Raw genomic sequence first — 13,777 nt, 5'->3', positions numbered from 1 at the left:
TCAGCGCGGGTTGGCGTTCTGCGCGCGCAGCAGCACGAGCAGCGCGCCACCCCCGCCGTCATGCGGCCCCGCCTGACAGAAGGCCAGGATCTCCTCGCGCTGGGCGAGCCAGCCGCGCGACAGCTGCTTGAGAATCGACACCTTTCCGGGTGAGCCGTGGCCCTTGCCGTGGATCACGCGGATGCAGCGCAGCCCCTGATTCAGGCTGTCATGGAGGAAGTGCGCGAGTGCGCTGCGCGCCTCGTCACGCGTCAGCCCATGCAGGTCGATCTGAGCCTGCAGGACCCACCGCCCACGCCTAAGGTCGGTCAGTACCCGGCGTGGCAGGCCGCTGCGCAGGAAAGCGGCCTCGTCGCCCATGTCCAGGCGGTCCTCGAAGCTGAGGGGGGCAGCCAACGATTCATCGAGCGCGGCGCGTTCGTCCGCTTCACGCTTGACGGGGGCGGGCGGCGGAGCGGGGCGCTGGAGCTCGATGCGGTTGCGCGTGTCGATGGGGCGTGCGTGTCCGACCACAGTGCGGAACAGGCTGGCCGGATCGCGCAGGTCGGCGTCGGCCGGCAGCACGATTGCGTCTGGGCGTTGCACCGCCGTGGCTGTTTCCGTGCCTGGGTTGCGGGCTTGCCGTCGGGGCGCATCGATCTCTGCACGTCCGCTGTCGCGCAGCGGCACGACGCCTGCGTAGGCCGCCAGTAGTGGATCCTGGTCCGCTCGCGGGCGGGCGGGTACAGGCGCCTCGTCCTCGGCCTGCAGCGTACGCCGCACCGGGGCTGGACGCGGCGGATCGAGTTCGGCGCGGTTGTCCCCGCGTATCGGCCTGGTTGAGCCCACCGTACGGCGAAACAGCGCGAGCTCGTCCGCATCGGGTGTGGCGGCAAGGTCGGCGCGGTCTTCGGCCTTTTGGGCGGGCGCCACGGTGTGCCGGATGCGCTTGCCGGGCTGGACCGGTGGTGCATCCGGGGTGCTGGCGTCGGCCGCGCGAAGCAGGCGGCGCAACTCGCCAAGATCGCCCGCTGACCCGCCGCGCGCGTCCTTGCCGTTTTCCGGTGCTGTGGATCGTTGGCGAGTGCGGGCCATGCGGGTCAGCGGCTGCGCTCAGGCGCCGAGCGTATCGAGGTAGCGTTCGGCATCCAGGGCGGCCATGCAGCCGGTGCCGGCGGAGGTGACGGCCTGGCGGTAGATGTGATCCTGTACGTCGCCAGCCGCGAACACCCCGGGGGTGCTGGTTTGTGTGGCGTTGCCATTGCGGCCTCCCTGGGTGACGAGGTAGCCACCTTCCATTTCGAGCTGGCCCGCGAAGATGTCGGTGTTCGGCTTGTGGCCGATCGCGATGAATACCCCCTGCAAGGCCACCTCGCGCGCCGAGCCGGTATTGACGTCCTTGATGCGCATGCCGGTGACGCCGCTGTTGTCGCCAAGGATCTCGTCGAGCGTGGCGTTGAGGGCGAGTTCGATCTTGCCGGCAGCGACCTTTTCCATGAGCTTGTCGATCATGATCTTCTCGGCGCGGAACTTCTCGCGGCGATGGACCAGCGTCACCTTGCGCGCGATGTTGGCCAGGTAGAGCGCCTCCTCGACCGCGGTGTTGCCGCCGCCGACGACTGCGACATCCTGGTTGCGGTAGAAGAAACCGTCGCAGGTTGCGCACGCCGACACGCCACGGCCGGCGAACTTCTCTTCCGAGGGCAGGCCGAGGTACTTTGCCGTCGCACCGGTCGCGATGATGAGCGCGTCGCAGGTGTATTCGCCAGCGTCACCAATCAGGCGGAAGGGCTTTTCGCCGAGCTTAACGGTATGGATGTGATCGAAGATCATCTCGGTGTTGAAGCGTTCCGCATGCTTCTGGAAGCGCGCCATGAGGTCGGGGCCGAGCACGCCGTCGGCGTCTGCAGGCCAGTTGTCGACCTCCGTCGTGGTCATCAGCTGGCCGCCTTGGGCAATGCCGGTGATCAGCACCGGGCTGAGGTTGGCGCGGGCTGCATAGACGGCCGCGGTATAGCCGGCGGGGCCGGAGCCAAGAATGAGCAGGCGGGCGTGTTTCGTGGTCATGAGGGACATTCCAGCGGGTTGCAGATGAGGGCGCGATTATAGCCGACCCCCCGGCATGCCGCGGCGATGGGGCCGATAGCAAGCGTGAATCGGCGCCTGCGTCACGCTGCGGACAGCGGATGCGCCGTGACAGATTTCACGATGCGCGGATTTGGCTGCCGACAATCGTATAAACTCATGAGAAATGTCGTTGACTGGACGACCTTCCCCGTGTTTACCGGAGCCAGCATGTCCCAGCCCACCGCCGTGTCCGTCGTTGCCCTGAAGACTTTCTCGCTTTTCCAGGGTTTGTCCGATGAGGTCCTGAGCAGCGTTGCGCGCGTCTCGATGATGCGCCGGTTTCCGCGCGGGCAGGCCGTGGTGTGTGCCGGCGACCGCTCCGACTACGTGTACCTGGTGCTGACCGGCAGCCTGAAAGTCGTGGTGAGCGACGAGGATGGCCGTGAGGTCATCCTGTCGATTCTCGGCCAAGGCGAGTTGTTCGGCGAAATGGGGATGTTCGAGGAGCGTCCGCGCTCGGCCTCGGTGATCGCCGTGGTGCCCTCCGATCTTGTGCTCATCGCCAAGCAGGATTTCCGTCGCCTGATGCAGGACAGCTTCGACGTCTCGTGGCGCATCATGTGCAACCTGGCCGAACGCCTGCGCAATGCCGACCGCAAGATCGAGAGCCTGGCGCTGATGGACGTCTATGGTCGTGTCGCACGCCTGCTGCTCGAGATGTCCGAGGACGTCGGGGGGCGCGCCGTGGTCGTGCGCAAGGTCTCCAAGCAGGACATTGCGAAGATGATTGGCGCGTCGCGCGAGATGGTCAGCCGCGTCATGAAGGATCTCGGGCAGCAAGGGCTCATCGAGGAAAGCGCCGAGGGTATCGTGCTCAAGGAGCGCCTCGGAGACGTCTGATCCCGTGAGCCGTCCTTTGTGAGCAGCCGCAACATCGGGAACGAGCTGCGAGACCTTCCCGTATAATCCGGGCGTCGTACCACTATGGCCGTCCGGCGCTCCCGATCGGCCCTCATTCCAATGCTGTCGCGCTCCTCGCCTCGTTCCCAGCCGCTGCCCGAAAAGATCTCGCTCCTGCTCCAGGAGGCGCGCTGGCTCATCCTGGGCGTCATGTCGCTGTATGTCGGGCTGATCCTGGTCGGATACAGCGAGTCCGACCCGGGCTGGTCGCATGCCGCCGAGGTGACCCGGGTTGCGAACCCGGGTGGCCGTTTCGGTGCCTGGCTCGCCGACCTTCTGCTGTATCTGTTCGGCGTGTCGTCCTGGTGGTGGGTGGTCTTCCTTGGATACAGCTTGCTGTGGGGTTTCCGGCGGCTGAGGAATCGTCTCGAGCTCGATCACCGCTCCTTCATCTTCGTCATGATGGGCTTCTTCGTCGTGCTGTTGACCAGCAGCGCGCTGGAGTTCCTGCGCTTTCACTCCCACGGAGCGGCGGTGCCGCTGGAGCCTGGCGGGCTGATCGGCATGGAGCTCGGCTCCCTCATGCAGCGCTACTTCGGCTTCACAGGCGGCACGCTGATGCTGCTCACACTGCTAGCCTGTGGCCTGTCGCTGTTTACCGGCGTGTCTTGGTTGACCGTCGTCGAGCGGGTAGGCCTGTGGCTTGAGCATGCTGTCGTCTCGAGCCAGGCGGCGTGGCAGCGCTGGCAGGATCGGAAGGTCGGCCGTGAGATCGCCCAGAAGCGCGAAGCAGTGGTCGAGACCCGCCGCCGCAAGACCGAGAAGGTCGCGGCGCCGCCGCTGCGTATCGAGCCAGCCGTCGTGGCGGTGCAGAAATCGGAACGTGTCGAGAAAGAGCGCCAGCAGACGCTCTTTGCCGACAGCGGCGAAGGCGGTATTCCGCCGGTTGCGCTGCTCGATCCGGCAAGTGGCGGTGTCGAGCCGCCGTCGCCGGAGTCGCTCGAGTTCACCTCGCGCGTGATCGAGAACAAGCTCGCCGATTTCGGTGTGGAAGTGAAGGTGCTGGCGGCCTATCCGGGGCCGGTGATTACCCGTTACGAGATCGAACCCGCAACCGGTGTCAAGGGTAGCCAGGTGGTCAACCTCGCCAAGGATCTCGCGCGCGCGCTGTCGCTGGTGTCGATCCGAGTTGTCGAGACCGTGCCGGGCAAGTCCTGCATGGCACTCGAGTTGCCCAATCCCAAGCGCCAGACGGTGCGGCTGTCCGAGATCATTGGCTCCAAGGTGTATCAGGACGCGCATTCGCCACTCACCGTCGTGCTTGGCAAGGATATCGGCGGCCAGCCCGTGGTGGCCGACCTCGCCAAGATGCCCCACCTGCTGGTGGCCGGCACCACCGGGTCGGGCAAGTCGGTCGGTATCAACGCGATGATCCTGTCGCTGCTCTACAAGAGTGAGCCCGAGCGCGTGCGCCTGATCATGGTCGACCCGAAGATGCTCGAGTTGTCGATCTACGAGGGCATCCCGCATCTGCTCGCGCCGGTGGTGACCGACATGAAGCATGCAGCCAACGCGCTCAACTGGTGCGTGACCGAGATGGACAAGCGCTACAAGCTGATGGCAGCGGTGGGTGTGCGCAACCTTGCGGGATTCAACAAGGCCGTGCAGGAAGCACGCAAGGCGGAGAGGCCGCTCACCAACCCGTTCTCGATCAGCCCGGAGAACCCAGAGCCGCTCGAGCCGCTGCCCTACATCGTGGTCGTGGTCGACGAACTGGCCGACCTGATGATGGTGGTGGGCAAGAAGGTGGAGGAGCTCATTGCGCGCCTGGCGCAAAAGGCGCGTGCGGCGGGCATCCACCTGATCCTGGCTACCCAGCGCCCGTCGGTGGATGTGATCACCGGCCTGATCAAGGCCAACGTGCCTACCCGTATCGCTTTCCAGGTGTCGAGCAAGATCGACTCGCGCACCATCCTGGACCAGATGGGCGCCGAGACGCTGCTCGGCATGGGTGACATGCTTTACCTGGCGCCGGGCACCGGCCTGCCTGTGCGCGTGCATGGCGCCTTCGTCGCGGACGACGAGGTGCATAAGGTCGTCGACCACCTCAAGAAGAGTGGGCCGCCGGATTACGTCGAAGGCATCCTGGCGGCTGCCGAAGACGACCTTGAGGCGGCGCTCGGTGGTGGTGACGGCGGCGATGACGAGGCGGACCCGCTCTACGACCAGGCCGTGGAAGTGGTCATCAAGACCCGCAGGCCATCGATTTCACTCGTGCAGCGTCACCTGCGCATCGGTTACAACCGCGCTGCGCGCCTGATCGAGCAGATGGAGCGTGCCGGCCTCGTGTCGGCGATGGGCAGCAATGGCAACCGGGAAGTGATCGTCCCGGCCAAGGAGGGCGAATGAGATTTTCCGGACTGCGCGTTGGCGCATTGGGGCGCGGGGCGAGCATGATCGTGTTGCTGACTACGGCAGCACTTGCACAGGCCGCGGACGGTGTTGCTCAACTGCGCAGTTTCGTTGCCGAGGTGCGCAGCGCCGAGGGCGAGTTCGAGCAGGTGGTGAGCGCACGCTCCGGGCGTCGGCCGCAGCAGGCGGCGGGCAGCTTCGCCTACGCGCGGCCGGGGAAGTTCCACTGGGAGTATGTCCAGCCCTACCGGCAAGTGCTGGTTGGCGATGGCAGCGCCTTGTGGACCTGGGATCCCGATCTCAATCAGGTCACTGTGCGCGCGATCGGCGACGCGCTGGGGGCGACGCCGGCCGCCATCCTGTTCGGTAGCGGCGAGCTCGACGACAGTTTCGAGCTGGGCGACGGCGGTGTGCATGATGGGGTCGCCTGGGTCGATGCACGCCCCTTGCGCAGCGACAGTGGTTTCGAGGCCTTGCGCATCGGCATGGCCGACGGCCAACTGCGTGAGATGGAAATGCGCGACAACTTTGGCCAGACTACCTCGATCCGTTTCACTCGGCTGCGTACGAATCCTGTGCTTGCCGACGACCGTTTCCGCTTCAGCGTGCCCGCTGGTGCCGACCTGATCGGCGAGGCACCCGCGGAGGCAGCCGGCAGGCAGGGGGCGGCACTGCGTTGATCACCCATCGAGCGTGCACACTGGGGATGCACGCCACCCCGGTGGCGCTACCTATTCGCTGAGGATGCCGATGGCCGACCTGTTCGACACCATTGAGCCGCCACGCGTGCCGCTCGCTGAGCGCATGCGCCCGCGCAGCCTGGACGAGGTGGCAGGCCAGGCTCACCTGCTGGGGCCGGGCAAGCCGCTGCGGCTTGCTTTCGAGTCCGGTCGTCCGCACTCGATGATCCTGTGGGGGCCGCCGGGGGTGGGCAAGACGACGCTTGCGCGCTTGATGGCGCTGGGCTTCGATGCCGAGTTCATTGCCTTGTCGGCGGTGTTCTCCGGGGTCAAGGAGATCCGTGAAGCGATCCAGCAGGCGCAGGCTGCCAAGGCCCGTGGCCGCCACACCCTGCTGTTCGTCGATGAGGTGCATCGTTTCAACAAGGGTCAGCAGGACGCCTTCCTGCCATACGTCGAGCAAGGTCTGGTCACCTTCATCGGCGCCACGACCGAGAACCCGTCCTTCGAGGTCAATTCGGCACTGCTGTCGCGAGCAGCCGTCTATGTGCTCGAGGCTCTCGATGCGGAGGCAATGGAGAGGCTGTTCGAGCGCGCGCGTACCTTGGCCTGCCCGGAACTCGATTTCGAGCCTGCAGCGCGCGAACGCCTGATCGGCTTTGCCGATGGTGACGCGCGGCGGTTGATGAACCTGATCGAGCAGTTGCAGGTCGCCGCCGAGACGGCGGGCCTGGGCGCGGTGACGCCTGCGTTTGTCGACCAGGCGCTGGCACGCAACCTGCGCCGGTTCGACAAGGGTGGCGAGGCCTTCTATGACCAGATCTCGGCCCTGCACAAGTCCGTGCGCGGCTCGGATCCGGACGCATCGCTCTACTGGTTGTGTCGGATGCTGGACGGCGGTGCCGATCCGCTCTACCTGGGGCGCAGGTTGATCCGCATGGCGGTCGAAGACATTGGCCTGGCTGACCCGCGCGCGCTGGAGATGGCGCTCAGTGCGGTAGCTACCTATGAGCGTCTGGGCTCGCCGGAGGGGGAACTCGCGCTCGCACAGGCAACGATCTTCCTCGCCTGTGCGGCAAAGTCGAATGCGGCGTACAAGGCCTATAATGCTGCGCGCGCCTTTGTAGCCAAGGATGCATCCCGGCCTGTACCCCTGCACCTGCGCAATGCACCCACCAAGCTCATGAAGTCGCTCGACTACGGCAAGGCCTATCGCTATGCCCATGACGAGCCCGATGCCTACGCTGCCGGCGAACGATATCTCCCCGATGGGATGGATCCGCCCGGCTGGTACCAGCCCACGCCGCGTGGCATGGAAGGCCGGATAGCCGAGAAGCTTGCACGCCTGCGCGATCTCGACGCCGCTGCGCAATCGGCCGTCGGCACACGCCCGGAACATGGCGTGAAACGGGCTGATGCAGCGATGTCCATTTCACGCCACGGCCCGCATGGACCAGGCGATGCGGGCGATCAGGGCGATGAGGGGCTCAGTGAGGCAGGGGGTGGTCGGCCATGAAGCGCTCGCAGACCTTGGCTGCGCGGCGCGCCTTTTCGACATCGCCGCGCGCGTTTGCGCGCTCGATCAGTTCGACCATGAACTGGGTCAGCACCATCACACCTTCCGGGGTCTGCACGAGGCCACATACCACCTGGGCCGCTGCGACGTCGGGTATGTCCTCGTGTTCGGCGATCAGGGCGACCTCGTCATCGGTTACGTCGCAATAGTCAAGGCAGTCACGAATCGATAGCATGCCGTACTCCTCCAAGGTTGTGCCGTCTGGCGCGGCTTGGTTTCTCCTACAAGGTTAATTGACCGGCTGCGTTTTGCAAGTTCAATTTACGTAGCGTCAACTTCTCAAGTTATTGATTGGAAAAACTAATTTTTGCACTGCGACATCAGTTCAGTGCGCCGTGAAAAGTCTTCATTAGCTTGGTGTTAAAGCGCTTTCCGTGTGATGGAACGTGAGCTTTCGTCGCCATGCAGCTGATTACAGAAACAAACAGGAATTGCCCGATGCTCGATATCCAGCTTCTCCGCAACCAGATCGACAGTGTTGCCGCCCGCCTTGCCACACGCGGCCTCGTCCTTGACGTAGCCGGCTTCCAGGCCCTTGAGGACGAACGCAAGGCCCTGCAGACCCGTACGCAGGAACTACAGGCCCGGCGCAACGCGCTCTCCAAACAGATCGGCATGCTCAAGGGCAAGGGCGAGGACGCGACGGCGGTCATGGCCGAGGTCGGTCAGCTCGGCGAGGAGCTCAAAGCCTGCGAGCAGGCGCTTCCCGGACTGCTCGAACGCATCAACGACTTCGCCTCGCGCCTGCCGAACCTGCCTCAGGCCGATGTGCCGGTGGGAGAGGACGAGTCCGGCAACGTCGAAGTCCGGCGCTGGGGCAATCCGCGCCAGTTCGACTTCGAGCTGCGCGACCATGTAGACCTCGGTGCGCCGCTCGGCCTCGAGTTCGACACCGGCGCCAGGCTGTCGGGGTCGCGCTTTGCCTTCCTGCGCGGTCCGATCGCGCGTCTGCATCGCGCCCTCGCACAGTTCATGCTGGATACGCACACGCTCGAGCACGGCTACACCGAGTGCTACACGCCCTACATCGTCAATCGCGAGGCGCTGTACGGTACCGGCCAGTTGCCCAAGTTCAAGGAAGATCTGTTCTGGGTGCTGCGCGGAGGTGACGAGGAGGGGCTGGAGCAGTACCTGATCCCAACCGCCGAGATCACGCTCACAAACAGCGTGCGCGAGGAGGTGTTGACGCTCGACCAATTGCCCATCCGCCTGACTGCGCACAGCCCCTGCTTCCGTTCCGAGGCGGGCAGCGGCGGGCGCGACGTGCGCGGCATGATCCGCCAGCACCAGTTCGACAAGGTGGAAATGGTGCAGATCGTCGAGCCGGGCAAGAGCGACGAGGCGCTCGAGCAGATGGTCGGTCATGCCGAAGCCATCCTGAAGAAGCTCGAGCTGCCCTACCGTGTCATCACTCTGTGCACCGGCGACATGGGCTTCTCGGCAGCAAGGACCTACGACCTCGAGGTCTGGCTACCGGCCCAGAATACCTATCGCGAGATCTCGAGCTGCTCGAACTGCGAGGCCTTCCAGGCGCGGCGCATGCAGGCGCGCTTCAAGAACGCTCAGGGCAAGAACGAACTGGTGCATACGCTCAATGGTTCGGGCCTGGCTGTGGGTCGCACCCTGGTGGCGGTGCTCGAGAACCACCAGCAGGCTGATGGCTCGATCCTTATCCCGGCCGCGCTGCGCCCCTACATGGGCGGTGTCGAGCGCATCGAAGCGCCGCTCTGACAGCGATCCGCACTACAGCCCGCGCCAGCGCCCATTCAGGCGGCTGCCGCGGGGCGCACGTTGCGGCGCGCGCTCCAGTCGTGGAAGCTCTCCAGCAGCGACAGCAGCGCCGGCACGAAGAACAGCACCAGCAGGGCGGAGAAGCCTAGCCCGAAGGCAATCGAGGTCGCCATCGGGATCAGGAACTGGGCCTGCAGCGAGCGCTCGAAGAGCAGCGGCGTCAGCCCGCCGATGGTGGTGAGCGAGGTCAGCAGTACGGCGCGTAGACGGCCACAGGACGCGCCGACCAGGGCATCCTGCAGGGCGGCTCCCTTGTGGTGCAATTCCTTGAACAGCGTCACCAGGATGATCGAGTTGTTCACCACGATGCCGGCCAGGCCGAACAAGCCGAACATCGACAGGATGGTGAGATCGATGTCGAGCAGCCAGTGGCCGAAGATGGCGCCGGCGAGTCCGAGCGGGATGGCGGACATCACTACCAGCGGCCAGCTCCAGGACGAGAACGACCACACCAGCACCAGGTAGATCAAGCCGAGCCCGATTACCAGCCCGGTCTGCATATCCGCCATGGTTTCGCGCTGGTCGGCCGAGCGCCCTTCGAAGCTGTACTCGATGCCATAGCGGGCAGCCAGGCCCGGAAGGGCGTCGCGGGCCAGTTCGGCCTGAATCGCATTCGCGTTGTTCACCTCGCTATCGACTGCCCCCGACACCTCCACCGCGAGCCGCCCCTGGGCATGGCGCAGGGCCTCGAAGCCTCGCCTTGACTCCCAGCTCGCTACCGTCCCGAGCGGGGCGAAGCGGCCGTCAGGCAGGCTGACGGTGATGCGATCGAAGACGTCGAGCCGGCTGCGTTCGTCACGCGGAAGCATGACGCGGACCTCGAGTTCGTCGCGGCCGACCTGAACGAGTTGGGCGAGCGCACCATCGAAGGCGGCGCGCAGCTGGCGACCGAGGCTCTCGGTGGTGAGGCCGAGCGCTTCGCCTGCCGGGGTGAGTCGATAGACCAACTGCTCGCGGCCGAAGGGCATGTCGTCCTCGGTCTCGCTCACCCCCGGCAGGCTCTTGAGGGTTTCCGCAAGCTCCAGTGCCGCGCGCTTGAGCGCATCGGCATCGTCGCCGGTGAGGCGGATGTTCAGGTCGCGGCCGGGTGGTCCGGACTGGCGGGCCGTGAAAGTAAGCAGTTCGAGGCCGGCAACCGGGGGCAGCTTGGCGCGCCAGGCGGCGAGGAAGCGCTCGTTGCGAACTTCCCGTGTGTCGGGTGGGGTGAGCTCGACCATGATGCCGGCGAGCTGATCGCCGCGTGCGCTCGAGCCCGCACCGCTGCTGATCGTGCCGCCCAGGCGCGCGACGGCCGTCTGCACCAGACCGCCGCCCAATTCCGCCTCGGCCTCGAACAGTGCGCGCTCGAGTTCGTTCAGGAAGGCTTCGGTGTGCTGGCGCGGCGTCCCGGCGACGAAGGTGGCGTTGGCGAACACCACTTGGCCCTCGGGGGAGGGGAAGAACACGAAGCCGATCCGTCCGCCGGCGATCAGGCCGACAGCCATCACCATCAAGCCGATACTGAGCGCGACCGTGGTGCCGCGCCAGGCCAGGCTGAGTTCGACCAGGCGGCGGAAGCGGCCGTCGCGAAAGCCGGCGAAGGCGCGGTCGAGCCGCTCGCGCAGACGGGAGTGGTGCAGCCCGGCCTCGCCGGCGAGCGCCATGCGCAGGTGGGCCGGCAGGATCAGGAAGCTCTCCAGCAGCGAGGCGATGATGACCATGATCATCACGAACGGAATGTCGCCAAGGATGTTGCCGATGATGCCGCCCACCATCATCAGGGGCAGGAAGGCGGCTACCGTGGTCAGCGACGCCGCCACCACCGGCCACAACATCCGCCGTGCTCCGCCCAGCGCGGCCTGCGTCGGACCTTCTCCCATCTGGCGGTGAGTGTCGGCGTCCTCGCTGACCACGATGGCGTCGTCGACGATGATGCCCAGCGCCATGATGAGCGCGAACAGGCTCATCATGTTGATCGTGCCACCGAACGCGAACATCAGCCCGAGCGTGGCGAGGAAGGCGGTCGGAATGCCGATCATCACCCACAGCGCCACGCGTGCGGGGAGGAAGAAATAGAGCACCGCGACCACGAGCAGCAGCCCGGAAAGGCCGTTGCTCACGAGCAGGCCGATGCGGTCGCTGATCAGCTGCCATTGCGCATCGAACACTTCGAGCTGCACGCTCGGTGGCAGGGTGGGGCGGGTCTTCTCCAGCCAGTCGTCGAGCACGCGTGCAGCCTTGAGCGAATGTCCGCTCTCGCTGCGCTGCAATTGCAACTCGACCACGCTGTCGCCGCGCTCGAACAACGCGAGTTCGTTGCCGCGGGGCTCGCGAGTGAGGGTAGCAATCTCGCCCAGGCGGACCACACCGTCCTGATCGCTCAGCACCGGCAGGTTGGCGAAGGCCTCGGCGCTTCGGCGCTGCTCCAGGCCGCGTATCTCTCGTGCGCCGTCGATCTCGCCGGCAATGCCCGCTGGCACGTCGCGTGCGAGCTGACCGATCCGCTCGCCGACCTCGACAAGGGACAGTCCCAGGCTCTCGAGTGCCGCCGAGGGCACCTCGATTGCAATGCGTTCTTCCGGCAGGCCGGTGATGGTGACGCGGTCTATGCCGGCGGCCAGCAGCTCGCTCTCGAACCGCCGCACCCAGGGCCGCAGCTCGTCTACGCTGTTGCCTCGTACCAGCAGGCGGGCGATCGGCTCATAGCGCGAGATGCGGCTGACCTCGGGGGTCTCGGCGTCGCGCGGCAGGTTGCGGAATTCATCTACGCGCTGGCGCACCTGGTCCAGCGCGAGCAGCGCGTCCGTCCCCTCGTTGAGCTCCAGTGTGATGCTCGAGATGCCTTGGGCAGACGTGGAGCTCATGCGCTTGAGGCCGTCGACCGTCTTCAGGCGCTCCTCCAGCGGCGTGGTGATCCCTGTTTCGACATCCTCGGCCGAGGCACCGGTCCAGATCACCCGCACCGAGATCACATCGAGCTCGAAACTGGGGAAGAACTGCACGTTCATGCGTGTCAGGCCGATAGCGCCCAGTACGAAGGCGAGCAACATCAGCACATTGGCCGCCACCTTGTGGCCAGCCAGCATCTGCAGGACGCTGCTGTGCTTCATTGTGCCGTCCGTTCGACCACAGCCACGGCGAGGCCGTCGATGGCATGGGGCAGGTGGGTACTCAGAACCTGCATGCCGTTCGCGAGCGCGTCCCCACGCACGAGCAGCTGAACCTGATCACCGCTTCGACGCTCGCCCGCACGCGTGATGTTCAGCCCCCGCAGTCGCCCATTCTCGATCAGGTAGAGGCGGTCCCCACCATGCAAAGCGGTGGGTGGGATCGCGAAGATGTCGTTGGCCAGCGGGCGATCGAGGACCGCATTGATGAAGGCGCCCACCGGTACCCGGTCGGCATCCTCGATGCGCAGCAGCACATCCACGCCGCGCGCGTCGGCCTCACCGCTGATGCGTTCAAGGTGGGCGCGCAACGGGGTGGCACCGAAATCGGCACGGGCATGCAGGTGCTCGCCGCGGGTGAGCGCTGCGCGCAGTTCCTCGGCGTAGAGCGCCGGTACGCGGGCGCGCAGGTAGAGTGCATCGGACGAATACAGGCTGAGCAGGGTCTGGCCGGCCTGCACCTGGTCGCCCGCAGCGACTTCCACCGTACCGATCCGCGCTGCGAAGGGCGCCACAAGTTCACCGCGCTCGGCGTCGCGCATGGCCTCGGCGAGCTGCGTCTGCAGGTGTGCAAGGCGGGCAGGGTGCTCCGCGATCGCCTGTTGGCGCTGCGTCAGGGCGAGTTGTGCGCGGGCGCGTTCCTCGCGCGCCTGATCCACCGCGCTCTCCGCTCCCAGTCGTGCGTCCTTGAGGCGTTCGAGGCGGGTAAGCCTTGCGTCCGCCAATTGCACAAGGGTGCGCTCCTGTTCGAGGGCCTGCTGGTCGCTGCGATGGCGGATGCGTTCGCGCTCCAGGTCTGCCTTCGCACGTTCGAGGCGCGGGGCGAGGTCACGCGGGTCGAGCCGGGCGAGCACTGCGCCGGCTTCTACGCGGTCGCCGTCACGCACCCGCAGTTCGAGGATGCGGGCACTGACTGGCGCTGCCGCGCGCAAACGGTCGGGCGCCTCGACGCGGCCGTAGAGCACGAGCGTTGGATGCAGCGCTGCGGCCTGCAGCGTGTGGGTCTCGACCTGCCAGACTCTCTCGCGGGTTTCGACGGCAGGTGCGCTTGGACGGGTAGCGCGCAGACCGATGAAACCGGCAACGGCAAGCGCGATGATCAGCAACGGAAGCAAACGGCGCATTCGACAAGGCCTTGGGTGCAGCGGGGCTGCATGTTTATCAGTTTTTGCTAATTATACGGCCGATGGGGCCTGCCGCCGCAGTGCCGGCGTCTGTTTGCGCCA

Annotated in this window: 10 protein-coding genes; 5 read left to right on the top strand and 5 right to left on the bottom strand. The window is 66.0% G+C overall.

Annotated features, from left to right (window positions below):
* Together LQF09_RS12525 and trxB are read right to left on the bottom strand one after the other, a co-directional pair.
* Complete coding sequence (locus LQF09_RS12525) at nucleotides 1-1,074, bottom strand: Smr/MutS family protein (RefSeq protein WP_270068112.1); 1,074 nt, start codon at nucleotides 1,072-1,074, stop codon at nucleotides 1-3.
* Between the two features lie 18 nt (nucleotides 1,075-1,092).
* On the bottom strand, nucleotides 1,093-2,046 hold the full coding sequence (trxB, locus tag LQF09_RS12520) for a thioredoxin-disulfide reductase (RefSeq protein ID WP_270068111.1): 954 nt from the start codon (nucleotides 2,044-2,046) through the stop codon (nucleotides 1,093-1,095).
* A gap of 228 nt (nucleotides 2,047-2,274) precedes the next feature.
* Between trxB and LQF09_RS12515 the strand changes: the two genes are divergently transcribed.
* The 4 genes from LQF09_RS12515 to LQF09_RS12500 all read left to right on the top strand — a co-directional run bounded on the left by LQF09_RS12515 (nucleotide 2,275) and on the right by LQF09_RS12500 (nucleotide 7,554).
* Nucleotides 2,275-2,946: a Crp/Fnr family transcriptional regulator gene (locus LQF09_RS12515; RefSeq protein WP_002926470.1), complete on the top strand. Its 672-nt coding sequence runs from the start codon at nucleotides 2,275-2,277 to the stop codon at nucleotides 2,944-2,946.
* Between the two features lie 120 nt (nucleotides 2,947-3,066).
* Nucleotides 3,067-5,355: a DNA translocase FtsK gene (locus LQF09_RS12510; RefSeq protein ID WP_270068110.1), complete on the top strand. Its 2,289-nt coding sequence runs from the start codon at nucleotides 3,067-3,069 to the stop codon at nucleotides 5,353-5,355.
* On the top strand, nucleotides 5,352-6,038 hold the full coding sequence (gene lolA / locus LQF09_RS12505; protein WP_270068109.1) for an outer membrane lipoprotein chaperone LolA: 687 nt from the start codon (nucleotides 5,352-5,354) through the stop codon (nucleotides 6,036-6,038). Before LQF09_RS12510 ends, lolA begins: the two co-directional genes overlap by 4 nt.
* Nucleotides 6,039-6,108: 70 nt before the next feature.
* Entirely contained in the window at nucleotides 6,109-7,554 is a 1,446-nt protein-coding gene (locus LQF09_RS12500; protein ID WP_002926465.1) for a replication-associated recombination protein A, read from the top strand.
* On the opposite strand, the gene LQF09_RS12495 is transcribed toward LQF09_RS12500, so the two are convergent.
* A complete protein-coding gene (locus tag LQF09_RS12495) occupies nucleotides 7,526-7,789 on the bottom strand; it encodes a hypothetical protein (RefSeq protein WP_002926463.1) in 264 nt (87 codons plus the stop codon). The two genes, LQF09_RS12500 and LQF09_RS12495, sit on opposite strands and share 29 nt — an antisense overlap.
* 263 nt (nucleotides 7,790-8,052) lie before the next feature.
* On the opposite strand from LQF09_RS12495, the gene serS reads away from it, so the two are divergent.
* Nucleotides 8,053-9,345, top strand: coding sequence for a serine--tRNA ligase (serS, locus tag LQF09_RS12490; protein ID WP_002926462.1), 1,293 nt, complete (start codon nucleotides 8,053-8,055; stop codon nucleotides 9,343-9,345).
* A gap of 35 nt (nucleotides 9,346-9,380) precedes the next feature.
* Here serS and LQF09_RS12485 read toward each other — a convergent pair whose 3' ends face one another.
* Both LQF09_RS12485 and LQF09_RS12480 read right to left on the bottom strand, forming a co-directional pair.
* On the bottom strand, nucleotides 9,381-12,494 hold the full coding sequence (locus LQF09_RS12485; protein WP_270068108.1) for an efflux RND transporter permease subunit: 3,114 nt from the start codon (nucleotides 12,492-12,494) through the stop codon (nucleotides 9,381-9,383).
* A complete protein-coding gene (locus LQF09_RS12480; RefSeq protein ID WP_270068107.1) occupies nucleotides 12,491-13,675 on the bottom strand; it encodes an efflux RND transporter periplasmic adaptor subunit in 1,185 nt (394 codons plus the stop codon). The genes LQF09_RS12485 and LQF09_RS12480 overlap by 4 nt, the downstream gene beginning before the upstream one ends.
* Nucleotides 13,676-13,777 lie beyond the last annotated feature (102 nt).

Source organism: Thauera sp. WB-2 (assembly GCF_027594845.1).
Classification (GTDB): Bacteria; Pseudomonadota; Gammaproteobacteria; order Burkholderiales; family Rhodocyclaceae; genus Thauera; species Thauera mechernichensis.
The sequence above is the reverse complement of the archived record's forward strand: the minus strand, read 5'-3'. Positions and strand labels throughout refer to the sequence as shown.